Origin of the sequence: Pseudomonas sp. FSL R10-0399 (assembly GCF_009600165.1) — a bacterium.
In the GTDB taxonomy this organism is placed as follows: Bacteria; Pseudomonadota; Gammaproteobacteria; order Pseudomonadales; family Pseudomonadaceae; genus Aquipseudomonas; species Aquipseudomonas helleri.
Genome location: NZ_WIWK01000004.1, coordinates 19,799 through 42,225 on the forward strand (window position 1 = coordinate 19,799; position 22,427 = coordinate 42,225).

Consider the following 22,427-nt stretch of genomic DNA (forward strand, 5'->3'; position numbering starts at 1 on the left):
TCCATAAAACCGCGCGCCGATCTTATCGCGGGCAAGCCCACTCCCACAGGTTTTGCACTGACCTTGTGGGAGCGGGCTTGCTCGCGATGAGACCACCACCGTGCAATCCCCCGGACGCCAACCGCGCTAAACCGTTATTCTGTTGTGGATTTTTCCTACGCAGAATGTGAATCACCGAATGCCAAACTGGAACCACTACGTACAGCGCGTCCTGGAGTTGATGAAGCGTTACCCAGGGCTGATTGCGCTGTTCGGTTTTTGCTCGGGTGTGGGCAGTTTTATTCTGGTGGACCGCCAGCAAGGCATGGCCCGCTGGATCGCGGTGATCCTGCTGGTGAGCTGGGTCTGGCTGATGCTCGAAAACACCCTGACCCAATGGTTTGCCCGCGTCTTTAAACGCGAAATCCCCCCGCCTTTGCTGCGTTACGCAACGCAGATGATCCATCAGGAAAGCCTGTTTTTCGTCCTGCCGTTCTTTTTCATCACCACCACCTGGAACAGCGGCCAACTGGTGTTTACCGGCCTGCTGGGCGCCGCCGCGCTGGTGACCATCACCGACCCGCTGTATTACAAATGGCTGGCCCCACGGCGCTGGCTGTACCTGGGCATGCACACGCTGGCGTTGTTCGCGGCGTTGCTGACCGCGCTGCCGATCATCCTTAATCTGACCACCGCCGAGAGCTACAAACTGGCGCTGGGCGCAGCCGTGCTGCTTTCCATCCCCAGCATGGCGGTCAGCCTGCCCCTTAAAACCTGGCGTGGTTGGCTGGTGTTGCCACTGATCGTCATCGCGCTGGGGGCGACGGGCTGGCTGCTACGCTCGTGGGTGCCGCCCGCAACGCTGTGGATGACCGAAGTCGCGGTCACGACGCAAGTCCAGAGCCGCACACCCGGCGAGAGTATCGAGCAGATCAGCGTCAGCCAGCTGCGCAGCCAGGGTTTGTATGCCTACACCTCGATCAATGCGCCCCGTGGCCTCAACGAGCGGATCTACCACGTGTGGCTGCTCAACGGCCAAGAGGTGGACCGCATCGCCCTGGATATTCACGGCGGACGCAAGGAAGGCTACCGGGCCTGGACCCACAAACTGAACTTCCCGCCCAACCCGGTCGGGCGCTGGCAGGTCAAAGTGTTGACCGAAGACGGGCAGATGATTGGGGTGCTGCGCTTCAAAGTCACCGACACAGATCAATCCACGCCCACCGATGTACAGGCAAACTGAAACACTTTTACGAGAGTGTGCTATTACATAAGGTCTGCGTTTAAGCGTACTGAGCATGGAGCCTACGACTATTACTGCCATGGCGGGCGATGCCCAACTAGACACGTCAAGTAATCCTGCGCGGCTGAAAATCAGTGGCCAATGGACGCTGGCCAATTATGCCCGGCTGAAAAAGCTGACTGAACAGCTCGCGGGCAAATACGACGCCAGTACCCACATTGACCTCGATGACGTGTCCCGCCTGGACACCGCAGGCGCGTCGTTGCTGGTTGAGTTGCTGGGCGCCGAGCGCGTCAGCCAACTGGCCGACAGCGCCACCAAACTCCCCGAGGCCGACCGCGCCCTGCTGCAAACCGTGTACTCGTCGATGCGCGACTTCTGCGTGCCGGTTAAAGCGGTCGAAATCAATATCGGCCTCTTGCTGCTGAGCCGCATCGGCAGCGCGGTCTACAAGCTCTGGCAAGACACCCTGCAGTTGCTGGGCTTTATCGGGGTCATTCTGCAAAGCATTGCCCGCAACCTGCTGCGTCCCAAGCAATGGCGCGTCACGCCGGTGGTGGCGCAGATCGAGCAGATCGGCCTCAACGCCACGCCGATTGTGGCGCTGCTGACCTTTATGGTGGGCGCCGTGGTGGCGTTTTTGGGGGCCACGGTGCTGGCCAATTTTGGCGCCGGGATCTACACCGTCGACCTGGTGGCGTTTTCGTTTCTGCGTGAGTTTGGCGTGCTGCTGACCGCCATCCTGCTGGCGGGCCGGACGGCCAGTTCGTTTACCGCGCAAATTGGCTCGATGAAGGCCAACGAAGAGATCGATGCGATCCGCACGCTGGGCCTGGACCCGATGGACCTGCTGGTGGTGCCACGGGTGCTGGCGCTGTTGATCGCCCTGCCGATGCTGACCTTTCTGGCCATGATGGCCGGTATTTTGGGCGGCGCGGTGGTGTGCGTGGTGTCGCTGGGCATCTCGCCGGACATGTTTATTTCGATGCTGCACTCCGACATCGGCGTTAAAAACTTTTTGGTGGGCATGGTCAAGGCGCCGTTCTTTGCGTTTTTGATTGCCGCTGTCGGTTGCCTTGAGGGCTTTAAAGTCAGCGGCAGCGCCGAGTCGGTGGGTGCGCACACCACCTCCAGCGTGGTGCAGTCGATCTTTATCGTGATCCTGCTGGACGCCGTGGCCGCGCTGTTCTTTATGGAGATGGGCTGGTGAGTACGCCAACGAAGACGCCCCGCGAGGCGGTGATCGAAGTGCGCGACCTGTGCAATCGGTTTGGCACCCAAACTGTGCACGAGCACCTCGATCTGGATGTGTACAAAGGCGAAATCCTCGGCGTGGTCGGCGGCTCCGGCACGGGCAAATCGGTGCTGTTGCGCAGCATTGTCGGCCTGCGCCGCCCCACAGAAGGCGAAGTGCGGGTGTTCGGCCAAGACCTGCTGAGCCTGCCCGAAGCCCAGCGCTCGTTGATTGAGCGGCGTTTTGGTGTGCTGTTTCAGCAAGGCGCGCTGTTTTCGTCGCTGACAGTCACCGAAAACATCGCCATGCCCTTGATCGAACACGCCGGGCTGAGCCGCCCCGACGCAGAGCATCTGGCGCTGGTCAAGCTGGCGTTGGCCGGGCTGCCGCTGTCGGCTGCCGACAAATACCCTTCGGCGCTGTCTGGCGGGATGATCAAGCGCGCCGCCCTGGCCCGCGCCCTGGCGCTAGACCCGGACATCCTGTTTCTTGACGAACCCACGGCCGGGCTCGACCCGATTGGCGCGGCGGCGTTCGACCAACTGATTCTAACCCTGCGCGATGCGCTGGGTTTGAGTGTGTTTTTGGTCACCCACGACCTCGACACGCTGTACACCATCACGGACCGGGTGGCGGTGTTGTCGCAAAAACGGGTGTTGGTCGCCGCGCCAATCGCCGAAGTCGAAAACTTCGACGATCCCTGGATTCATGAGTATTTCCATGGCCCTCGTGGCCGCGCCGCGTATGAAGCGGCAACCCAGCGTAAGGAGCATTGACATGGAAACCCGCGCCCATCATGTATTGATCGGCCTGTTCAGCGTGTTGGTCGTCGCAGGCGCCATGCTGTTTGGCCTGTGGCTGGCGAAGTCGAGCATGGACGATACGTTCACGGACTACGAAGTGGTGTTCAACGAGGCCGTCAGCGGCTTGTCCAAAGGCAGCTCGGTGCAATACAACGGGATCAAGGTCGGTGACGTGATTGAACTGCGCCTGGACGACAAAGACCCGCGTCGCGTATTGGCGCGCATTCGTCTGGCCGCCGGCACACCGGTTAAAGTCGACACCAAGGCCAAGCTGGCACTGACCGGCGTGACCGGCACCTCGATCATCCAGCTCAGCGGCGGTGATCCGGGCAGCCCGATGCTCAAAGGCAAAGACGGCAAATTGCCGGTGATTGTGGCCTCGCCCTCGCCGATTGCCCGACTGTTGACCGATGGCAACGACATGCTGGCCAACATCAACATTCTGCTGCACAACGCCAACCGGCTGTTCTCCCATGAGAACGTCGACAGCGTGGCCAAGACCCTGTCGAACTTTGAGCAAACTACCAGCGCCATTGCTGACCAGCGCAACGACATTGCGCAGACCCTCAAGCAATTGTCGCAAGTGGGCAAGCAAGCCTCGGCCACGCTGGAGCAAACCACCGCGCTGATGCGCAACGCCAACGGCTTGCTCAACAGTCAGGGCAAGCAAGTGTTCACCAGTGCCGAGCAGGCCATGCACTCGCTGGAGCAGAGCACGGCGACCATCAACACGCTGATCAACAACAACGAAGCCTCACTCAACAGCGGGCTGCAAGGGCTTAATCAGTTGGGCCCGGCGGTCAATGAGTTGCGCGAGACGCTGAACACGCTGCGGGGCATTTCGCGGCGTCTGGAAGCCAACCCGAGCGGTTACTTGCTGGGCCGCGAGCAGAACAAGGAATTCACCCCATGATCCGACCTTATCGCCTGGCAGGCTCCCTCTTCCTGGCCGCCAGCCTGAGCTTGCTCAGCGCTTGCTCGATTTTCCCCAAGCCCGAAGTGGTGGACGTGTATCGCCTGCCCGATGCGCAAACGCCGATTGCGGCCAGCCAGGGCGCCCCGGTGAAGTGGTCGCTGCGCCTTGAAAAGCCGATGGCCAGCAACACGCTGAACAGCCAGAACATCGCCGTGGTGCCCGAGGGCAACCTGATCAGCAACTACAAGGGCGCGCGCTGGAGCGACCCGGCCCCGGCATTGCTGCGCAATCGCCTGCTGGACGCCTTTTTACAAGACGGCCGGGTGCAGGCGCTGAGCACCGATGACAGCAACTTGCAGTCCGATTACGAATTAGGGGGCGAGTTGTTGGCGTTCCAGACGCACTACAACGGCAAAAGCCCGGAAGTGCTGGTGCAATACAACGCCCGACTGGTGCGCAGCAGCGACCAGCGCATCATCAGTTCCAAGCGTTTTGAAGCCCGCCAACCGCTGAGCAATCCACTGGTGCCGCAGGTTGTCGCAGGCTTTGGCCAAGCAGCCGATACGCTGATGCCGCAAGTGGTGCAGTGGGCGATTCAGCAAGGGCAGGCACACTCGCAGTCGCAACGGTAACTATCTGTGGGAGCGGGCTTGCTCGCGATGGGACAGACTCGGTGTTACAGACACACCGTGTCGCCTATATCGCGAGCAAGCCCGCTCCCACATGAAAGGTTATGCGTTAGGCCTGGCTGAATTTGTTGGCCAGCTCGCGCAGCAGCACTTCGGCTTCCAGCACTTTGTTGACCGCGTCTTCGGCTTTTTCGCGGGTCACGTTCAAGCGCTCGAACAGCGCATCAGGCAGCGGCGCATAGGCCCCGTGGCCAACCCCGCGATTGCGCAGCAAACCCAGCGCCATACACACCAGGTTCGGGTATTCGGCATCGGCGTCGATGTAGTCCGGGTCGTGCTGGAAACGCAACGCGGCGGTCAATTCATCCGGCATGCCCCAATGGCGCATCAGCCAGGCGCCCATTTGTTCGCGGCTGATGCCCAGCAAGTGCTGCTCAATCACGCTGTGACTAACGTGCGGGTTGACCTCAAGGTGGCGGCAAATCAGCGAAAAGTGCGGCGGAAACACGTGGGCCAGCAACAGGTAGCCAAAGTTGTGCAGCAGCCCGGCCAGATACGCCAGCCCGGTTTCCGGGCGTTTGTCACGCGGCATGCTGCGGGTCAGGCCTTCAATCACCGCCGCCGTGTAGATCGACTGTTGCCAGTACGGCGTGCAGGACTGCGGGTTGTCCCTGGGCAAGCTCAGGGTTTTACCCAGTGACAGGCTCAAGGCCAGGTTGATCACCAGGTCGACCCCGAGCACGCGCACGATGGCGTCCTCAACCGAGCGGATTTTGCTCGGCGCCGCGTAGTACGACGACGATGCCCAGCTCATGACTTGGGCCGCCAGCGCCGGGTCGGTTTCCACCACGCTGGTGATTTCATCGATGGTGACTTCAGGGTCAACCCGCAGGCGCATGATTTTGCGCACGCTCTCTGCCAGCGGCGGTATTTCAATGGTGGCTTCAAGCCGCTGCTGAATGCGCCGCGCCGTGAAGGCCTTGACTGCCTGGGTGATGGCTTCGCTGTCGTCGTCAGGGCGGTTCAGGTTGAGGATAATCTCGCTCAGAGGCTCACCAAAGCGCCCGGCGTTGGCCACGCCCAGCAAGCGCAGGAAGTCTTCGCGGGTGACTTCCAGCAACAGGCCCGGCTCCCCCGAGCTGATCAGCAGCAGCGGCTGTTGCAGCAGTTGCTCTTCGTACAGGCAAGACGAACGGGTAATGGCCGGCAGACCCGGCAGTTGCTTCAGGCCGTGGCGGTCGAGTATCTCGCGCAGCCGGCTTTGGGCAACGGCGGTCATGCGACGCCCGATCAAGTCGGCCAAGCGGTTGAGGTCAAGCAATTGGCTCTGGGCGAACATCACCATCAAGGCGCCAGCGGTGTCATCGAGCAGCACGGCCTGGACTTTGCTGTCCGGGTTGAGCCCCGGATGGTCGAGGACTTCTCGATAGGCAACCGCCCGCTCACTGAGCAACTGCTGAATGACCGGTGGCGTGCTCGGAACGGCGAGGGCAATAGCGACTTTACTCATGGTCTGCATCCGATGTGTGCAACTCAAATTTGATAACCCGGTATTGGATCGGCCGCGTCTGTATTTACTGAACGATCTTTTTACACCTGACCGTACTGCTGGCCATGGCGTAACCAGCGATCCAGTAATGGACTGACGTGACTCGGCCAGCGCTCCAGCAACGCCAGGGCAGCGTCGCGCACGGCGGGTAGCAAATCGGCATCGCGCATCAAGTCGGCCACTTTGAATTGCAGCAGCCCGGTTTGCCGGGTGCCGAGCATTTCGCCGGGGCCGCGCAGTTCAAGGTCTTTTTCAGCGATCACAAAACCATCGTTGGTTTCACGCATGATGCCCAGACGCTGACGTCCGACTTGTGACAGCGGCGGATGGTAGAGCAGCACGCAATGGCTGGCCGCGCTGCCCCGGCCCACGCGCCCGCGCAGTTGGTGCAACTGCGACAAGCCGAGACGCTCGGGGTTTTCGATGATCATCAGGCTGGCATTGGGCACGTCCACGCCGACTTCGATCACGGTGGTTGCGACCAGCAATTGCAGCTCGCCGGCTTTGAATTGGGCCATGACTTCGGCTTTTTCGGCGGCCTTCATGCGGCCGTGGATCAGGCCGACGCGCAGCTCGCCCAACGCGCTGGACAGGTCCTCGAAGGTGCTTTCGGCGGCCTGACAGGTCATTTCTTCGGATTCTTCAATCAGGGTGCACACCCAGTACGCCTGCCGCCCTTCGGCGCAGGCCGCGCGCACTCGCTCAATCACTTCAAACCGCCGCGTGTCGACCACCAGCACGGTGTTGACCGGGGTCCGGCCGGGCGGCAGCTCGTCGAGGATCGAGGTGTCGAGGTCGGCGTAGGCGCTCATGGCCAGGGTCCGCGGGATCGGGGTGGCGGTCATGATTAACTGGTGCGGGCACATGACCCCGCCCACGCCTTTATTGCGCAGGGCCAGACGTTGCTGCACGCCGAAGCGGTGCTGTTCGTCGATGATCACCAGCGCCAGGTTCTTGAACTGCACCTGGTCCTGGAACAACGCATGGGTGCCGACCACCATGGGGGCGCCATTGGCGATTTGCTCCAGCGATGCCGCCCGCGCCTTGCCCTTGAGCTTGCCGGCCAGCCAGGCGACTTCGAGACCCAGCGGCTCCAGCCAGCGTTTAAAGCTGATGAAATGCTGCTCGGCAAGGATTTCAGTGGGCGCCATCAAGGCCACCTGATAACCGGCCTCCAGCGCCTGCAAGGCGGCCAGGGCTGCGACAACGGTCTTGCCCGCGCCCACATCGCCCTGGATCAGGCGCAGCATGGGTTCGGGCTGGCTGAGGTCGTAGGCGATTTCGTTGCCCACCCGCACTTGCGCGCCCGTGGGCGGGAAGCCCAGGTTGGCGAGGTATTGCTTGGGCAGCTTTTTAGCCTTGGGCAACGCCGGGGCTTGCTGCGAGCGCAGGCTCTCGCGCAACCTTTGCTGCGAGAGCTGGTGAGTCAGCAGTTCTTCAAACGCCAGGCGGTGCTGGGCCCAGTGATGGCCCAGCGCGAGTTCTTCAACATCGGCATCGGCGGGCGGCTGATGCAAATAGCGAATGGCCTCGTCCAGCAGCGCCAGTTGGTAGTCCTTGGCCAGTTCGGGCGGCAACCAGTCGGGCAGGCTGCGCGGCCCCAGCATGGCCAGGCTTTGCTGGCTGAGCTGGCGCAAGCGCTGCTGGGTCAGGCCTTCGGTGGTCGGGTAGATCGGCGTCAGGGTAGTGTCGACCGGTGGCGGCTCAGCACCGGTAATGGCGCGGTATTCGGGGTGGTAAATCTCCAGCCCCGACGCGCCGGGACGCGCCTCGCCATAGCAGCGCACTTCGGTGCCGCGCTTGAGGCTTTCTTTTTGCGCATTGCTGAAATGGTAAAAACGCAGGCTCAAGCCGCCGGTGCCGTCGTTAATACGCACCAGCAGGCTACGGCGCTTACCCATCACCACGTCGAGGCCGATCACCCGGCCTTCGACCACGGCGTCTTGTCCCGGCCGCAGCGCGCCAATCGGCACTACACGGGTGCGGTCCTGATAGCGCAATGGCAGGTGGAAAAGCACATCCTGAACGGTTTCGAGCCCGACCTTGGCCAATTTCTCGGCCATGGCCTCACCGACGCCCTTGAACACGGTGACCGGCACGTTAGACAACTCAGTCATTTCAGCTTCTTACGTCGCGGCAGGTGGCTTGGCCACGGAACACAGGCGGATCGAGTCCGCGAGGATTTCAATGGCTTTTGGCCGTGGGAAGCTCGCGCGCCAGGCAATCGCTACCGTACGAAACGGCACCGGCGGGGTCAGCGGACGCACCGACAAAATGCCGGGGGCGTAATGGTGGCTGTCGACCGCCGACAACGGCAGGATCGAAATCCCCAGACCCGAGGCCACCATGTGGCGGATGGTTTCCAGCGAGCTGGATTCCACGGTGGTGTGCTTGGCGCCATCAGCGCCTTTGGTCAGCGTGGGGCAAGCCTCAAGCACCTGATCACGGAAGCAGTGGCCTTCACCCAACAGCAACAAGCTTTTGTCATTGAGCAGGTTGGCGTCGATGGTTTCTTTTTTGCTCCACGGGTGCTCGCTCGGCATCAGCACGTAGAACGGCTCGTCGTAGAGCGGCAACGTCAGCACGTCGGCTTCGTGGAAAGGCAGCGCGATGATGATCGCGTCCAGCTCGCCGTTGCGCAGTTTGTCGCGCAGCACGTGTGTGAAGTTTTCTTCGATGTACAACGGCATTTGCGGGGCGACCCGATGCAGTTGCGGAATCAGGTGTGGGAAAAGGTAAGGGCCAACGGTGTAAATCGCCCCGACTTTTAGCGGCGCGGTCAGTTGGTTCTTACCGGCCTGAGCCAGTTCGCGAATCCCTTGGGCTTGCTCAAGCACCTTCTGCGCCTGGGCAACGATGCCTTCACCCACTGGCGTGAGACGCACAGCGCTTTTGCTGCGCTCGAAAATCAGCACACCGAGTTCGTCTTCCAGTTTTTTCACGCCCACTGACAGCGTCGGCTGGCTGACGTGGCAACGCTCGGCGGCATGGCCGAAGTGTTGTTCTTGGGCGAGCGTAACGATGTAGCGCAATTCAGTAAGAGTCATAGCGGGCGTCCCTGTATTGACGAGCCAAGCATAACGGCTGCAATCGATAGACGCACGTTATCACTCATTGCCCGGGGAACCACAGTGACTGCGGCAGGTTTCATCCGCTACTTTGTAGTCGCTGACGAAGCATGAGGCTGCGATGGGTTGCGAAGCGACCCCGAACGGCGGTCCTGCGGCCCGCATCGCAGCCTTCGTACCTCGTCAGCGGCTACAGGGGCGGGGCCAACATGCAAAAAGGGCACCCTGAGGTGCCCTTTTTGGTGTTAACGCCGACGTTTATCGATGGAATAAACGAACGGTGCCACGATTTCGATGCTGCCGTTGGTCAGCATTTCTGGCGGCGGCTTGGGCAATGGTTGTGCCCGGCGAATCATTTCCAGGGTGGCCCGGTCCAGATCCGCGTTGCCGGAGCGGCCTACCAACTCGTAGGACAGCACCTTGCCTTCAGCGTCGACCACGAAGCGCAGACGGTTCAGACCTTCCTTGCCTCGCGACTGCGCCGCTGGTGGGTACTTCTTGTACTTGCCCAAGTGGGCCAGCAACGTACCTTCCCAGCTGGCTTTGGCAGCCAGTTGTTGTGGCGACGGGCCAGGAGCCGGTGCAGCAGACTTCTCAGTCGGCGCTTTGGTCGGCGTGGCGTCGCTTGGTTTCTCTTCTGACGGCTTTTCTTTGACCGGATCAGGTTTTTCCACAGGCTTGGGCGGTTGAGGCTTTTGCTTGGGTTTGACCGGTTTTGGAACAGCGATCTTCGGCTTGGGCGCTTCAGCCAGCTTGGGTATCGGCAACTCTTCCACTGGGGCCGGTGGTTGCGGTGGTGTCACCACTTTCGGCGGTGCAGGCGGTGGTGGTGCTGGCATCGGCGCCAGATCAACCATCATGGCTTGCGGTGGAAGTTCGATAGCCCGTGGGTTGGACCATTGCAGGGCAAGAATCACTGCCACTGCATGGACACCCAACACCACGGCCAAGCTGATTGCGTAACGCGTCATCTTTTGGCGCGCTATGGTCATTTCTTGGCTGCCGTCTCTAATCCGACCAGACCTACCTTCAAGTAACCGGCTGCGCGCAGTGCATCCATCACGCTCATCAAGTCACCGTAGTCCACGCCTTTGTCGGCCTGGAAGAAGATCGTCGTGTCTTTGTTGTTGTGAGTCCTGGCATCCAGGGTCGGACCCAACGCCTCAACCGTGACTGGCTCTTCGCCCAGGTACAGGCGCTGATCAGCCTTGACGCTGAGGAACACCGGTTTCTCTGGCCGCGGCGCCGGTTTGGCGGTCGAAGCGGGCAGGTCAACCTTGATATCCACAGTTGCCAGCGGTGCGGCCACCATAAAGATGATCAGCAGCACCAGCATCACGTCAATAAAGGGGGTGACGTTGATTTCATGGTTCTCGGCGAGATCGTCATCGCCTTCTTTTAAATGCAGGCCCATGGCCGATTACCCCACTTTCACCATGTGCGGTTGCGAGCTGCGCTCGGGCGGCAGGTGATCGAGGTCACGACTAACCAGCAGCAACACTTCTGCCGACGCATCCGCCACCTGAGCTTTGTAGCCGGTGATGGAGCGGGCGAAGACGTTGTAAATCACTACCGCAGGGATCGCTGCAACCAGGCCCAGTGCAGTGGCCAGCAAAGCCTCGGCAATACCCGGTGCAACCACGGCCAGGTTGGTGGTTTGGGTTTTAGCGATACCGATAAAGGAGTTCATGATGCCCCACACGGTACCGAACAGACCGACGAACGGGGCAGTGGAACCGATGGTTGCCAGCACGCCGGTGCCGCTGCTCATGTTACGACCGCAAGCAGCCACCAGGCGCTCAAGACGGAAGCTCACACGCTCCTTGATGCCTTCTTTCTCACGGCTATTGGCCGACAGGCGCATTTCTTCCATCGCGTCTTGTACCAGCAGGTGCGCGAGGGTGCCTTCTTTGGCAGCAGTTTCGCTGGCTTCCTGAAGGGTACGGGCTTTTTTCAGGTTGGCGATTTCACCGCGCAGACGACGCTTGGCGCCCAGGACTTCAAAGCCTTTGGCAATCCAGATGGTCCAGGTGATGATCGACGCAATGGCCAGGCCGATCATCACGATTTTTACGATGATGTCAGCGTTTTTGTACATGCCCCATGGGGACAGGTCGTGGGCCATGCCCAGGCTATTGTCTTCTTCGGCGATCACTTGCGGTGCGTCATCGGCCGGTGCGCCAGCGCCTTCTGCCAGAGCAGGGTCGGTCGCGACAGGGGCAGCAACAGGCGCCGGGGCCGCAGCTTCGGTCGCAGAATGTGCAGCGGGGGCAGCAGGCTCATCGGCAAAGGCCGCAGCAGGTGCCAGCAAGAAGCTGAACATCAGCGCCGCAAGCCCACGCCACAGACGTGAAGGGCTCGAAAGCTGGGTTGGCGAAGCGGTGGGTTGATTGCGTGTCATGCTAGCCGGACCTGAAGAAAGAAAAGAAGAATTGCCCTACAGCGCGTCTTGAGACCCAGGGCAAACGATGCGTTATTATTGCAAGTAATTCTTGTTAACAAAAGCGAATGCACTTGTTTTTTTCAAATGTCACGACCTTGGTCGTGTCCGTTCAGCCATTTTTGTAACATTTAGTAAGGAGTTTTGAGATGTCCAATGCCACAGCGTTGATCGTCGGTTGCGGTGATGTCGGAAGTCGCTTGGCCACTCAGTTGCTCGATAAAGGCTGGCAAGTCTATGGGCTGCGCCGCTCCATCGATCGCTTGCCGGCAGGCGTCATTGGTGTCGCAGGCGACCTGTTCAATGAGGCATGCCCGGCTGACTGGCCGACCGGCCAGATTGATTACTTGGTGTACAGCACTGCGGCCACCGAACACGACGAGGCGGGTTATCAGGCGGCTTATGTTGAGGGTTTGAAGCACACCTTGAGCTGGCTCAAACACCATAAACAGCAGCCCAAGCGCCTGTTGTTTGTGTCCAGCAGCGGCGTTTATGTGCAGCAAGACGGGGAATGGGTCGATGAAACCTCCCCTGCCGAGTCCACCAATTACTCCGGCCGCATCATGCTCGAGGCCGAGAAACTGGCGCTGAGCAGCGGTGTGCCCGCCAGTGTCGTGCGCCTGACCGGCATTTACGGGCCGGGCCGGGAATGGCTGCTGGGGCAAGTGCGCAAGGGTTATCGGGTTGCGGTCAATCCGCCGCTGTACGGCAACCGCATTCACGCCGATGACGCTGCCGGGCTGCTGGCCTTTTTGCTAGAAGCGGCTGATCAGGGCAAAACGCTGGACGACTGCTACATCGGTGTCGACAACGCGCCCGCGCCGCTGGCCGAGGTGGTGGACTGGTTGCGAGAGCGCCTGGGTGTGACCGAATGGGCCGAAGAGGCGAGCGTGCGCCGTGCGGGCAGCAAGCGTTGCAGTAACGCACGGGCTAAAGCATTGGGCTGGGAGCCGCGCTACCCAAGCTACCGCGAAGGCTATGCCGCGATTCTTGACGCTATTAAACCGTAGGAGCTGTCGAGGCACGAAGGCTGCGATCTTTTGAAGATCAAAAGATCGCGAGACAAGCTCGCTCCTACAGGATGAACTGCCCCCAAAAAGTTGGACACCCATTCAATTTTGGGGGGCAGATCAGGAGCGGGGTTGGCTTTTAGGGCTGTTTCTCCAGCACCCATTCCTGTTTGCCTGGGTAGAGCTGGGGCATTTCGTCAGGCTTGGCGGAGTCCAGCGCCTGGAAGATTTCAAGCCGGTTGCCGTTTCGCACAAAGATATGCGCGGCGCCGATTTCGTCCTGTTGCAGCCACAGGCTGTCGTATTCGCCACTCATGGACGCGCAGTCGCCCGCCATGCACAGGGCGTAGGCGTTGTTGTTGGGCAGGCCTTTGACTTGGCCGTCCGGCATAAAGGTCACGGTATTGCCCTGCCCCAAGCCGCTGATCACACGCCACTGACCGCCCAGATAGGCCGCCTTGAGCGCGTACTCGAAATTTGTGCCCAAAGGGGCATCACTGCTCAGCTTTAGGGGCGTACGCACAAAGGACTGCTGAGGGTCGGCGTCTGAAGCGGCCTGGACCAGCTCTGCGCCCTGCACATCAAGCTCGATGGCCGAACTGCCATACACCGCCACTTGCCAGGCGCCCTTGTGGCCAGGCGTCAATTTGCCTTCGACCCACTCAAAGCCGTTGGTGTAGTTGGCTTTGGCGTTTTTGGCGTCGATGTCCCATTCAAGATTCGGCCCGTTAGCCAGCAAGGCTTCACGCAGGTTGCCGCCCTTGGCAGCTTCATCGATTGCGCCCTGGTTAATCCAGACGCCACTGATATCGCGGGGTGCAGGTTCGCTGGCACAGCCGCCCAGTAATACGGCGAGCAGTGACAAGGCTAGCGCTTTGCGCATAGTGGAATCCTTTTAAAGCGGGGGGAGAAGCGAGGGGGTTGGCGCAGCATGAATGTGCTGCGCCGAGGGTATTACTCGAGTACCAGAATGGCGTCCATCTCGACTTGCGAACCCTTTGGCAGCGCGGCAACGCCGATGGCTGCGCGTGCCGGGTACGGCTGTTCGAAGTACTTGCCCATGATCTCGTTGACCTTGGCGAAGTGGCTCAGGTCGGTCAGGAAGATGTTCAGTTTGACGATGTCTTTGAACGAGCCACCCGCTGCTTCAGCTACAGACTTCAGGTTTTCGAACACCTGAATGGTCTGGGCTTCAAAGCCTTCAACCAGTTCCATGGTTTTTGGGTCCAGCGGGATTTGACCGGACATGTAGACGGTATTGCCAGCTTTGATCGCCTGAGAGTAAGTACCGATCGCTGCAGGTGCCTTATCGCTGGTGATTACAGTCTTGGACATGGGTGACTCCTTGTAATTAGGTGGCTACGCACGCATACGAGTGATGCGGATGACCCCGGTAAGGGCGCGCAGTTTTTTGATCACGCGCGCCAGGTGCACACGGTCGTGCACGCTGACTACCAGTTGGACCACGCTGATTCGACCATCGCGTTCGTCCATGCTGATTTTTTCGATGTTGCCGTCGGCGGCGTTGACGCTGCTGGCCAGCAAGGCGATCAGGCCGCGCTGGTGTTCCAGCTCGACGCGCAATTCGACGTTGAATTCGCCGGTAACGTCCTTGGCCCATGATAGCTGGACGCATTTTTCAGGGTTATGACGGATTTCACTGATATTGCGGCAGTTGTCCAGGTGCACGACCATGCCTTTGCCCGCCGACAGGTGGCCGACAATCGGGTCTCCTGGAATCGGCGTACAGCATTTGGCGTAGCTGAGCACCAGGCCTTCTGTACCACGAATGGCCAGCGGGCCTTCGGGGCTCGGCAGTTGCTCGCCCTCGCCCAGCAGGCGTCGGGCCACGACATACGCCATGCGGTTGCCCAGGCCAATGTCTTCAAGCAGGTCTTCGATGTGTTCCAGGCGATATTCCTGGAGCATGGCCTGAACGCGTTCGGCGGGGATCTTGTCCAGCGCGCTGTTAAAGCCGTTAAGCACTTTGTTCAGCAAACGCTCGCCGAGGCTGATGGACTCGGAACGGCGTTGCAGTTTCAGCGCGTGGCGAATGTGCGTGCGCGCCTTGCCGGTGACCACAAAGTTGAGCCAGGCCGGGTTCGGGCGTGCGCCCGGTGCACTGACGATCTCGACCGTGGAGCCGCTTTGCAGTGGCTCGGACAGCGGCGCAAGACGACGGTTGATCCGGCAGGCAATGCAGCTGTTGCCGACGTCGGTGTGTACCGCGTAGGCAAAGTCGACCGCCGTGGAGCCTTTGGGCAGCTCCATGATCCGGCCTTTGGGCGTAAAGACGTAGACCTCGTCCGGGAACAGGTCGATTTTTACGCTTTCGATAAATTCGAGGGAGTTACCGGCGCGCTGCTGCATCTCGAGCACGCCCTTGACCCATTGCCGCGCCCGGGCGTGAGTCCCGGTGTGCTGCTCGTCGCCACTGGATTTGTACAACCAGTGCGCGGCGATGCCGTTGTTGGCCATTTCTTCCATTTCACGGGTACGGATCTGAATTTCGATCGGTACGCCATGCATGCCAAACAGCGTGGTATGCAGCGATTGATAGCCGTTGGCTTTAGGGATTGCGATGTAGTCCTTGAAGCGGCCCGGCAGTGGTTTGTACAAATTATGTACAGCGCCCAACACGCGGTAGCAGGTGTCCACTTTGTCGACGATGATGCGGAACGCGTACACGTCCATGATCTCGTTGAACGCCCGACGCTTGCCGCGCATCTTTTTATAGATGCCGTAAATGTGCTTTTGCCGCCCGCTCACTTCGCCCTGAATGCCGTCGACGGCCAGACAGTGGCTAAGGGACTCTTCAATCTTGTTGACGATCTCTTTACGATTGCCCCGGGCGCGCTTGACCGCCTGATAAATGCGCGCCGAGCGCATCGGGTACATCGCCTTGAAACCGAGGTCTTCGAATTCGATACGAATGTTGTGCATGCCCAGCCGGTTGGCGATGGGCGCGTAGATTTCCAGGGTTTCCTTGGCAATCCGCCGGCGTTTTTCGCCGGACAACACTTCGAGGGTGCGCATGTTGTGCAAGCGGTCCGCCAGCTTGACCAGAATCACGCGAATGTCGCGGGCCATGGCCATGGCCATTTTCTGGAAGTTTTCAGCTTGGGCTTCGGCTTTGGTTTCGAAGTTCATCTGGGTCAGCTTGCTGACGCCATCGACCAGTTCGGCCACGGTTTCACCGAACTGCGCAACCAGCGCTTCTTTGGCAATACCGGTGTCTTCGATCACGTCATGCAGCATGGCCGCCATCAGGCTCTGATGGTCCATATGCATGTCGGCAAGGATGTTTGCCACTGCCAGCGGGTGCGTGACATAAGGCTCGCCGCTACGTCGGCGTTGGCCGTCGTGGGCTTGTTCTGCGTAGAAATACGCTCGTCGGACCAGATTGACCTGGTCCGCACTGAGGTAGGTCGACAAGCTGTCGGCGAGGGCGTCTATGCTCGGCATGAGGGAGCCTCCTGCCAAAACTGTGAACCCTTCGCCGTACTACGTCGACCGGGCATAGGCTTAGTTCGCCTCGTTGGACTCGTCCTCGAACGCTGCAAACAGCGGTTCGTCTTCGACGATTTCAGCGTTGGCGATAAACTCGTAGCTCATCAGGCCTTCTGCGATTTCGCGCAGGGCAACAACGGTAGGCTTGTCGTTTTCCCACTGAACCAGAGGCTCTTTACCACCGGTGGCCAGCTGACGGGCACGCTTGGTAGACAGCATGACCAGCTCAAAGCGGTTATCCACGTGTTCTAGGCAGTCTTCAACGGTTACGCGGGCCATGGTCTTCCTCGTAGCAAATACAATGTGCGCGCTGCCCGGATGGGCGAGCGGACTCGACAGTTTAAAAAATCACCAGCCATTAGGGAAGCGCTGATTTTTCACTCACCCTGCCCAACGTCTCTGTAAGTGCCAATGTAAAGCCCTTGCAGGGGTTTTGGGAAGCGCTGATTAACCGAGCAATTCAGCCAGCAATTTACCGTAGCGCTGCTGTTGACGCTTTTGCTGGAGACGACTGGCATGGAAAATGGCCTTCAAGTCATCCAGTGCCACGGCAAAGTCGTCGTTGATGATCAGGTAGTCGTAGTCGACGTAGTGGCTCATTTCACTCACGGCTTCGCGCATACGGCCGTCAATAATCTCGGCACTGTCCTGCCCGCGATTGTCCAGGCGATCACGCAGGGCTTGTTGGCTCGGCGGCAGGATAAAGATCGAACGTGCCTGAGGCATCAGTTTGCGAACCTGCTCGGCACCTTGCCAGTCGATTTCCAGAATCAGGTCGTGACCTTCATCCAGCGTCTGCTGCAAGTAGCTTTGCGAGGTGCCATACAGGTTGCCAAACACTTCAGCACGCTCAAGAAAATCACCGTGCTCGATCATTTTCACGAACTCTTCGCGCTCAACGAAGTGATAGTGCACGCCGTTCTCTTCGCCGGGGCGCATGGCCCGAGTGGTGTGTGACACCGAGACGCGGATCTGCGGCTCAATGTCGATCAGGGCCTTGACCAGGCTGCTTTTCCCGGCCCCTGAAGGCGCAGAAATAATGTAGAGAGTGCCAGTGCTGTGGGTCATGTCGGGGGAAGCCTTACTCAATATTCTGTACTTGTTCGCGCATTTGCTCGATCAACACTTTGAGGTTGACCGCAGCCTGGGTGCTGCGCGGATCGAATGCCTTGGAACCGAGGGTGTTGGCCTCCCGGTTGAGTTCTTGCATCAGGAAGTCGAGCCGACGGCCGGCAGCACCGCCCGACTTGAGCACGCGCCGCACTTCCAGAATGTGGGTGCTCAGACGGTCCAGCTCTTCTGCGACGTCACTCTTTTGCGCGAGCAAAACCATTTCTTGCTCAAGGCGCTGAGGGTCCAGCTCGGCTTTCATGTCGGCAAAGCGATCCAGCACCTTCTGCCGCTGGGTGGCGAGCATTTGCGGGACCAGCTCACGCAGGGTCTCTACGTCGCTTTCAATGGCGCTCAAACGGTCACTGATCAAACGCGCCAGCTCGGCGCCTTCGCGCTCACGGCCGTTTTTGAGCTCTTGCAGACCTTGCCTGAACAGCACCAGTGCCTGGTTGTTAAGGGCCTGCGGGTCGGTAGCATCGGCCACCAGCACGCCGGGCCAGGCCAGCACTTCCAGCGGGTTAAGGGCCGCTGGCTGCTTGATCAGGCTGGCAATGGTCTCGGCAGCGGCGACCAGTTGCGCGGCGCGCTCGCGGTTAACCTGCAGCGGTTTGCCGGTGCTTTCTTCGGTGAAGCGTAAGGTGCACTCCAGCTTGCCCCGGGAAATACCTTGGCGCAGCGCTTCACGCACCGCCCCTTCAAGTTCACGGAAAGACTCTGGCAAGCGCAGATGCGGCTCCAGGTAGCGGCTGTTGACCGAACGCAGCTCCCAGCTCAGGGTTCCCTGAGTGCCGGCGCTTTCGACGCGGGCAAAGGCGGTCATGCTGTGCACCATGGAGGTACCTCGCGATCTGATGAGTGAAGCCGGGCGGCTATTAAGGGGGCGGATTGTAGCGCAGTGCAGCGGATGGCCCCAAATGGCGTCTGTCGTAAAGGCGCTACAACACTGGATTGCGTTTTAAATGTGCCCGGATCGGTCACGGCCTTTATAATGCTCGGCAGTTTTCCGTCCCGTACAGGTATCCCACATGAAACGTCCAAGTGGTCGCGCTGCCGATCAGCTCCGCCCGATCCGCATCACCCGCAACTACACCAAACACGCAGAGGGTTCTGTACTGGTCGAGTTCGGTGACACCAAAGTCATCTGCACCGTAAGCGTCGAGAACGGCGTACCGCGCTTCCTTAAAGGTCAGGGCCAAGGCTGGTTGACCGCTGAATACGGCATGTTGCCGCGCGCCACCGGCGAGCGTAACCAGCGTGAAGCCAGCCGTGGCAAACAAGGCGGTCGCACCCTCGAAATCCAGCGCCTGATCGGCCGTTCGCTGCGCGCCGCGCTGGACATGTCCAAACTGGGCGACATCACCCTGTACGTCGATTGCGACGTGATCCAGGCCGACGGCGGCACCCGCACCGCGTCGATCACCGGCTCCATGGTGGCTCTGGTTGACGCCCTCAAAGTGATCAAAAAGCGTGGCGGCCTCAAAGGCGGCGACCCGATCAAGCAAATGATCGCCGCTGTATCGGTGGGCATGTACCAGGGCGAGCCGGTGCTGGATCTGGACTACCCTGAAGATTCGGCAGCCGAAACCGACTTGAACGTCGTGATGACCAGCACCGGTGGTTTTATTGAGGTTCAGGGCACAGCCGAAGGCGCGCCGTTCCAGCCTGCCGAACTGAACGCCATGCTGGCATTGGCTCAACAAGGCATGACCGAGATCTTCGCACTGCAACAAGCGGCGCTGGCTGACTGATCGCCAAGCCCTTGATGACCGACAGGAGAACGCCATGACAGAGCTCGACCTTTCAAACCCCAAGCCGAGCCGCGAAGCCCGCCAATGGGCAATGTTTTGTCACTTTGCGGCGTTTCTGGGGATGTGGTTTCCGTTTGGCAACCTGATTGGGCCGCTGATCATTTGGCAGCTCAAGCGCGAAAGCGATCCCTTTATTGACGAGCAGGGCAAAGAATCGCTGAACTTTCAGATCACCGTGGCGATTGCTTCGGCCATTTGCTACGTGCTGATGTTTGTACTGATTGGCTTCGTCTTGCTCGGCCTGCTGTTTATCGGCGCCGTGGTGCTGGTGGTGATTGCCGGCGTCAAAGCCAATGACGGGGTGGCCTACCGCTATCCTTTCACCTGGCGGCCGATCAAGTAAGCCACAGACCTGCTTCGCGATCTTTTTAGATCAAAAGATCGCGAGGCAAGCTCGCTCCTACCTGTTTATCAGGCGGTTGTAACGCCGTAGCGGGCGGCGGGTTCGCTGCGCGAGAGGTTGGGTAACAGCGCTTGGCGCGCCGCCTCAAAAGCCGCCCAATCTGCGCTGTCCGGCAAAGACGGTACCGTCACAGCCTCACCTTGGGCCAAGCCCGCCAACGCCGCATCGACCAGCTTCTCGGTGGTCATGACCATCGTCTTCGGCAAGGCATCTACCGGCATACCAGCCGCTGCAAAAAACTCGGTCGCCGTCGCACCCGGCAGCACGACGTGCACGTTTACCCCTTTATCACTGAGTTCGTTGCGCAGCGATTCGCTGAAGGCCAGCACGTACGCTTTGGTTCCCCCGTACACACCATTCAACAAGGTCGGCGCCACGGCGACGACTGAAGCAATATTGATGATCGTGCCACGGCCCTGTTCGACGAAGTTACCGGCAGCGGCTTTTGCCAGACGCGTCAGCGCCAGCACGTTGAGCACAATCATCGCGTCCATTGCTTCAACGGAAGACTCCAGCAATGTGCCCCCGGCCCCCACGCCCGCGTTGTTGACCAACAAACTGATGCGCTTGTCGTCTTGCAAAAAGGCGGCGACACGCGCCAAATCGTCAGGCTGGCTGAGGTCAGCGACCACCACCTGAACATCGCGCCGGGTTTGAGCGGTCAACCGGGCCGCCAGACCTTCCAGCCGCTGCTGGTTGCGGGCCACCAGAATCAGGTCGTAGCCCTGCTGCGCCAAACGATCGGCATACACCGCACCAATCCCCGAGGAAGCGCCCGTAACCAGGGCATAGCCTTTGTGTTCACTCATCACGCTTGCTCCAAAATGGCCGGGTAAGGAGTCGGCCTTGTTGAGGTTCAGGTTATGAGCGTATGGTGATGTCAGCAATGTCATATATCCCACCTTTCAGGACATGCTTATGGTCACCATCGGTATTCTTCTGTCGCCCGGTTTTCAGATGCTTTGCCTGTCCACCAGCACCATCTTTGAGTTTGCCAACCTGCTCAGCGGGCAATCGTTCTATCGCGTGGATTTGATCTCAGAGCAGGGCGGCCTGGTGCCCAGCTCCATGGGTTTTAGCGTCGAGACGCAGGCGTTCAAGCAACGCAGCTATGACACGGTGCTGGTGCTGGGCGATAACCAATTGATAGAACCCACACCGGCGCTGATCCCTTTTTTACAGGACACCCTGAGCACGTCGCGCCGCCTGGCTTCAGCCTGCACCGGCTCATTTCTGCTGGCAGCCGCAGGTTTGCTGGATGGCCGCAAAGCCACCACGCACTGGTTTCACGCCCGCACCTTTCGCGAGGCGTTTCCCAAGGTAAAGCTGGAAGAGGACCGCATTTTCACGGTCGACGGCAAGCTGTGGACCAGCGCGGGCATGACCGCCTGCATTGATCTGGCCCTGGCCTTGGTGGAGCAGGATTTGGGCGCAGAAGTAGCGCGCGACGTAGCCAGAAAGCTGGTGGTTTACCATCGCCGCGCTGGCGGGCAGTCGCAGTTTTCTGCCTTATTGGAACTCGAGCCAAAGTCCGACCGCGTGCAAACCGCGCTGACTTACGCCAAGGAGCACCTGCGCGAAGAACTGTCGGTCGAGCAATTGGCCGAGGTCGCCCACTTGAGCCCTCGCCAGTTCAGTCGCCTGTTTCGCAGTGAAACAGGCCAGTCACCGGCCAAGGCCATCGAAAACCTGCGCCTTGAGGCGGCCCGTCTGATGCTTGAGTCCGGCGCCCACAGTATCGACAGCGTGGCGCGTGAGAGCGGCTTTGGCGACCCGGAGCGCATGCGTCGAGCCTTTATCCGCGCCTTTGGCCAGCCACCTCAAATGCTCCGTCGGGCGCTGCACTTGCAGGCTTAGCCGCCAAAAAAAATGCCCGTATCGTGGGATACGGGCATTTTTATGACAGCGAAAGAACACTTAGATAGTGAGTGTCCAGTCGTAGTCCACGATCAACGGCGCGTGTTGCGAGAAGCGTGGCTGACGCGGCAAGCGAGCGCTGCGAACAAAGCGGCGCAAACCCGGAGTCAACAACTGGTAGTCGAAACGCCAGCCCAGATTCAGCATCTCGGCCTGCTCGTTGTCCGGCCACCAGCTGTACTGATCGCCTTCACGACTGACTTCACGCAGGGCATCGACATAGCCCATGTTGCCGACAATCTCATCCATCCAGGCCCGTTCAGGCGCCAGGAAACCAGGAGACTGCTGGCTGTCACGCCAGTTTTTAATGTCGAGCTTCTGCTGCGCCACGTACAACGAGCCGCAGTAAATGTACTCACGACGCTTGCGACGCTGCTTATCCAGATAGCGTGCAAAATCGTCCATTAGCTTGAACTTCTGGTTCAAGTCTTCATCGCCATTCTGCCCCGAAGGGAGCAGCAAGGTCGCGATGCTGACCTTATCGAAATCGGCTTGCAGGTAGCGCCCGTAGCGATCGGCCGTCTCGAAGCCAAGCCCAGTGATGACTGCTTTCGGCTGCAACCGCGAGTACAAAGCCACACCGCCTTGGGCAGGGACTTCAGCTTCGCACGCGTACAGAAAGTAGCCATCCAGCTGGTAGGCTGGATCGTCCAGTTCAAAGGCGGAGGCGCGGGTGTCCTGCAGGCAGATAACGTCGGCATTCTGAGCCTGCAGCCAACTGAGCAAACCACGCTCGACTGCCGCCTGAATACCATTGACGTTCACACTGATGATCCGCATAAATGGCCCCAAAAATCACGTGCGT

Annotated in this window: 23 protein-coding genes; 9 read left to right on the forward strand and 14 right to left on the reverse strand. The window is 59.9% G+C overall.

Going from position 1 to position 22,427, the window contains the following annotated elements:
• The first annotated feature begins 178 nt into the window (after positions 1-178).
• The 5 genes from GHO41_RS01860 (at position 179) to GHO41_RS01880 (ending at position 4,807) form a co-directional block, all read left to right on the forward strand.
• Positions 179-1,222, forward strand: a complete 1,044-nt coding sequence (locus GHO41_RS01860) for a DUF5924 family protein (protein ID WP_153334394.1) — start codon at positions 179-181, stop codon at positions 1,220-1,222.
• Positions 1,223-1,301: 79 nt separating this feature from the next.
• Complete coding sequence (locus GHO41_RS01865; protein WP_153432864.1) at positions 1,302-2,432, forward strand: ABC transporter permease; 1,131 nt, start codon at positions 1,302-1,304, stop codon at positions 2,430-2,432.
• Positions 2,429-3,232, forward strand: coding sequence for an ABC transporter ATP-binding protein (locus GHO41_RS01870; RefSeq protein WP_048371183.1), 804 nt, complete (start codon positions 2,429-2,431; stop codon positions 3,230-3,232). The genes GHO41_RS01865 and GHO41_RS01870 overlap by 4 nt, the downstream gene beginning before the upstream one ends.
• Position 3,233: 1 nt before the next feature.
• On the forward strand, positions 3,234-4,172 hold the full coding sequence (locus GHO41_RS01875; RefSeq protein WP_048371185.1) for an MlaD family protein: 939 nt from the start codon (positions 3,234-3,236) through the stop codon (positions 4,170-4,172).
• Positions 4,169-4,807, forward strand: a complete 639-nt coding sequence (locus tag GHO41_RS01880; protein ID WP_048371187.1) for an ABC-type transport auxiliary lipoprotein family protein — start codon at positions 4,169-4,171, stop codon at positions 4,805-4,807. Before GHO41_RS01875 ends, GHO41_RS01880 begins: the two co-directional genes overlap by 4 nt.
• Positions 4,808-4,913: 106 nt before the next feature.
• Here the strand turns inward: GHO41_RS01880 and GHO41_RS01885 are convergent, their stop codons facing one another.
• From GHO41_RS01885 to exbB, 6 genes are all read right to left on the reverse strand, one after another.
• Positions 4,914-6,314, reverse strand: coding sequence for an HDOD domain-containing protein (locus tag GHO41_RS01885; protein WP_153432831.1), 1,401 nt, complete (start codon positions 6,312-6,314; stop codon positions 4,914-4,916).
• A gap of 80 nt (positions 6,315-6,394) precedes the next feature.
• Positions 6,395-8,470, reverse strand: coding sequence for an ATP-dependent DNA helicase RecG (gene recG / locus GHO41_RS01890; RefSeq protein ID WP_153432832.1), 2,076 nt, complete (start codon positions 8,468-8,470; stop codon positions 6,395-6,397).
• A gap of 9 nt (positions 8,471-8,479) precedes the next feature.
• Positions 8,480-9,400, reverse strand: coding sequence for a hydrogen peroxide-inducible genes activator (locus GHO41_RS01895; RefSeq protein WP_048371191.1), 921 nt, complete (start codon positions 9,398-9,400; stop codon positions 8,480-8,482).
• 266 nt (positions 9,401-9,666) lie between these two features.
• On the reverse strand, positions 9,667-10,413 hold the full coding sequence (locus tag GHO41_RS01900; RefSeq protein WP_048371193.1) for an energy transducer TonB: 747 nt from the start codon (positions 10,411-10,413) through the stop codon (positions 9,667-9,669).
• Positions 10,410-10,835, reverse strand: a complete 426-nt coding sequence (exbD, locus tag GHO41_RS01905) for a TonB system transport protein ExbD (protein ID WP_019828186.1) — start codon at positions 10,833-10,835, stop codon at positions 10,410-10,412. Before exbD ends, GHO41_RS01900 begins: the two co-directional genes overlap by 4 nt.
• A gap of 6 nt (positions 10,836-10,841) precedes the next feature.
• Positions 10,842-11,822 (reverse strand): tonB-system energizer ExbB, encoded by a 981-nt coding sequence (exbB, locus tag GHO41_RS01910; protein WP_153432834.1) that lies wholly within the window; start codon positions 11,820-11,822, stop codon positions 10,842-10,844.
• Between the two features lie 188 nt (positions 11,823-12,010).
• Here exbB and GHO41_RS01915 point away from each other — a divergent pair, with 188 nt between their 5' ends.
• Positions 12,011-12,871, forward strand: coding sequence for an SDR family oxidoreductase (locus GHO41_RS01915; protein ID WP_153432835.1), 861 nt, complete (start codon positions 12,011-12,013; stop codon positions 12,869-12,871).
• 139 nt (positions 12,872-13,010) lie between these two features.
• On the opposite strand, the gene GHO41_RS01920 is transcribed toward GHO41_RS01915, so the two are convergent.
• The 6 genes from GHO41_RS01920 to GHO41_RS01945 form a co-directional block, all read right to left on the reverse strand.
• Positions 13,011-13,754, reverse strand: a complete 744-nt coding sequence (locus tag GHO41_RS01920; RefSeq protein WP_048372382.1) for a hypothetical protein — start codon at positions 13,752-13,754, stop codon at positions 13,011-13,013.
• 71 nt (positions 13,755-13,825) lie between these two features.
• A complete protein-coding gene (locus GHO41_RS01925) occupies positions 13,826-14,206 on the reverse strand; it encodes a RidA family protein (protein WP_153432836.1) in 381 nt (126 codons plus the stop codon).
• Between the two features lie 24 nt (positions 14,207-14,230).
• Positions 14,231-16,336, reverse strand: coding sequence for a bifunctional GTP diphosphokinase/guanosine-3',5'-bis pyrophosphate 3'-pyrophosphohydrolase (gene spoT, locus GHO41_RS01930; protein ID WP_048372386.1), 2,106 nt, complete (start codon positions 16,334-16,336; stop codon positions 14,231-14,233).
• A 60-nt stretch (positions 16,337-16,396) separates the two neighbouring features.
• A complete protein-coding gene (gene rpoZ, locus GHO41_RS01935) occupies positions 16,397-16,660 on the reverse strand; it encodes a DNA-directed RNA polymerase subunit omega (RefSeq protein WP_016782707.1) in 264 nt (87 codons plus the stop codon).
• Between the two features lie 168 nt (positions 16,661-16,828).
• Positions 16,829-17,449, reverse strand: coding sequence for a guanylate kinase (gene gmk / locus GHO41_RS01940; RefSeq protein WP_048372389.1), 621 nt, complete (start codon positions 17,447-17,449; stop codon positions 16,829-16,831).
• A 13-nt stretch (positions 17,450-17,462) separates the two neighbouring features.
• Complete coding sequence (locus GHO41_RS01945; protein WP_153432837.1) at positions 17,463-18,326, reverse strand: YicC/YloC family endoribonuclease; 864 nt, start codon at positions 18,324-18,326, stop codon at positions 17,463-17,465.
• A gap of 193 nt (positions 18,327-18,519) precedes the next feature.
• Here GHO41_RS01945 and rph point away from each other — a divergent pair, with 193 nt between their 5' ends.
• Positions 18,520-19,242 carry a ribonuclease PH gene (rph, locus tag GHO41_RS01950; protein ID WP_153432838.1) on the forward strand — a complete coding sequence of 241 codons (723 nt, stop codon included), beginning with the start codon at positions 18,520-18,522 and terminating at the stop codon, positions 19,240-19,242.
• A gap of 34 nt (positions 19,243-19,276) precedes the next feature.
• On the forward strand, positions 19,277-19,645 hold the full coding sequence (locus GHO41_RS01955; protein WP_048372394.1) for a DUF4870 domain-containing protein: 369 nt from the start codon (positions 19,277-19,279) through the stop codon (positions 19,643-19,645).
• A 68-nt stretch (positions 19,646-19,713) separates the two neighbouring features.
• Here the strand turns inward: GHO41_RS01955 and GHO41_RS01960 are convergent, their stop codons facing one another.
• Entirely contained in the window at positions 19,714-20,514 is an 801-nt protein-coding gene (locus GHO41_RS01960; protein WP_153432839.1) for an SDR family oxidoreductase, read from the reverse strand.
• Positions 20,515-20,623: 109 nt separating this feature from the next.
• Between GHO41_RS01960 and GHO41_RS01965 the strand changes: the two genes are divergently transcribed.
• Positions 20,624-21,562: a GlxA family transcriptional regulator gene (locus GHO41_RS01965; RefSeq protein WP_153432840.1), complete on the forward strand. Its 939-nt coding sequence runs from the start codon at positions 20,624-20,626 to the stop codon at positions 21,560-21,562.
• 60 nt (positions 21,563-21,622) lie between these two features.
• Here the strand turns inward: GHO41_RS01965 and GHO41_RS01970 are convergent, their stop codons facing one another.
• Positions 21,623-22,402: an exodeoxyribonuclease III gene (locus GHO41_RS01970; protein ID WP_048372400.1), complete on the reverse strand. Its 780-nt coding sequence runs from the start codon at positions 22,400-22,402 to the stop codon at positions 21,623-21,625.
• Positions 22,403-22,427: the final 25 nt, after the last annotated feature.

What these genes read in the sequence shown, in the direction of transcription:
- GHO41_RS01860 (WP_153334394.1), top strand. Translation starts at nt 179, where the DNA reads ATGCCAAACTGGAACCACTACGTACAGCGCGTCCTGGAGTTGATGAAG.
- GHO41_RS01865 (WP_153432864.1), top strand. Translation starts at nt 1,302, where the DNA reads ATGGCGGGCGATGCCCAACTAGACACGTCAAGTAATCCTGCGCGGCTG.
- GHO41_RS01875 (WP_048371185.1), top strand. Translation starts at nt 3,234, where the DNA reads ATGGAAACCCGCGCCCATCATGTATTGATCGGCCTGTTCAGCGTGTTG.
- GHO41_RS01880 (WP_048371187.1), top strand. Translation starts at nt 4,169, where the DNA reads ATGATCCGACCTTATCGCCTGGCAGGCTCCCTCTTCCTGGCCGCCAGC.
- GHO41_RS01885 (WP_153432831.1), bottom strand. Translation starts at nt 6,314, where the DNA reads ATGAGTAAAGTCGCTATTGCCCTCGCCGTTCCGAGCACGCCACCGGTC.
- recG (WP_153432832.1), bottom strand. Translation starts at nt 8,470, where the DNA reads ATGACTGAGTTGTCTAACGTGCCGGTCACCGTGTTCAAGGGCGTCGGT.
- GHO41_RS01895 (WP_048371191.1), bottom strand. Translation starts at nt 9,400, where the DNA reads ATGACTCTTACTGAATTGCGCTACATCGTTACGCTCGCCCAAGAACAA.
- GHO41_RS01900 (WP_048371193.1), bottom strand. Translation starts at nt 10,413, where the DNA reads ATGACCATAGCGCGCCAAAAGATGACGCGTTACGCAATCAGCTTGGCC.
- exbD (WP_019828186.1), bottom strand. Translation starts at nt 10,835, where the DNA reads ATGGGCCTGCATTTAAAAGAAGGCGATGACGATCTCGCCGAGAACCAT.
- exbB (WP_153432834.1), bottom strand. Translation starts at nt 11,822, where the DNA reads ATGACACGCAATCAACCCACCGCTTCGCCAACCCAGCTTTCGAGCCCT.
- GHO41_RS01915 (WP_153432835.1), top strand. Translation starts at nt 12,011, where the DNA reads ATGTCCAATGCCACAGCGTTGATCGTCGGTTGCGGTGATGTCGGAAGT.
- GHO41_RS01920 (WP_048372382.1), bottom strand. Translation starts at nt 13,754, where the DNA reads ATGCGCAAAGCGCTAGCCTTGTCACTGCTCGCCGTATTACTGGGCGGC.
- GHO41_RS01925 (WP_153432836.1), bottom strand. Translation starts at nt 14,206, where the DNA reads ATGTCCAAGACTGTAATCACCAGCGATAAGGCACCTGCAGCGATCGGT.
- spoT (WP_048372386.1), bottom strand. Translation starts at nt 16,336, where the DNA reads ATGCCGAGCATAGACGCCCTCGCCGACAGCTTGTCGACCTACCTCAGT.
- rpoZ (WP_016782707.1), bottom strand. Translation starts at nt 16,660, where the DNA reads ATGGCCCGCGTAACCGTTGAAGACTGCCTAGAACACGTGGATAACCGC.
- gmk (WP_048372389.1), bottom strand. Translation starts at nt 17,449, where the DNA reads ATGACCCACAGCACTGGCACTCTCTACATTATTTCTGCGCCTTCAGGG.
- GHO41_RS01945 (WP_153432837.1), bottom strand. Translation starts at nt 18,326, where the DNA reads ATGGTGCACAGCATGACCGCCTTTGCCCGCGTCGAAAGCGCCGGCACT.
- rph (WP_153432838.1), top strand. Translation starts at nt 18,520, where the DNA reads ATGAAACGTCCAAGTGGTCGCGCTGCCGATCAGCTCCGCCCGATCCGC.
- GHO41_RS01955 (WP_048372394.1), top strand. Translation starts at nt 19,277, where the DNA reads ATGACAGAGCTCGACCTTTCAAACCCCAAGCCGAGCCGCGAAGCCCGC.
- GHO41_RS01960 (WP_153432839.1), bottom strand. Translation starts at nt 20,514, where the DNA reads ATGAGTGAACACAAAGGCTATGCCCTGGTTACGGGCGCTTCCTCGGGG.
- GHO41_RS01965 (WP_153432840.1), top strand. Translation starts at nt 20,624, where the DNA reads ATGGTCACCATCGGTATTCTTCTGTCGCCCGGTTTTCAGATGCTTTGC.
- GHO41_RS01970 (WP_048372400.1), bottom strand. Translation starts at nt 22,402, where the DNA reads ATGCGGATCATCAGTGTGAACGTCAATGGTATTCAGGCGGCAGTCGAG.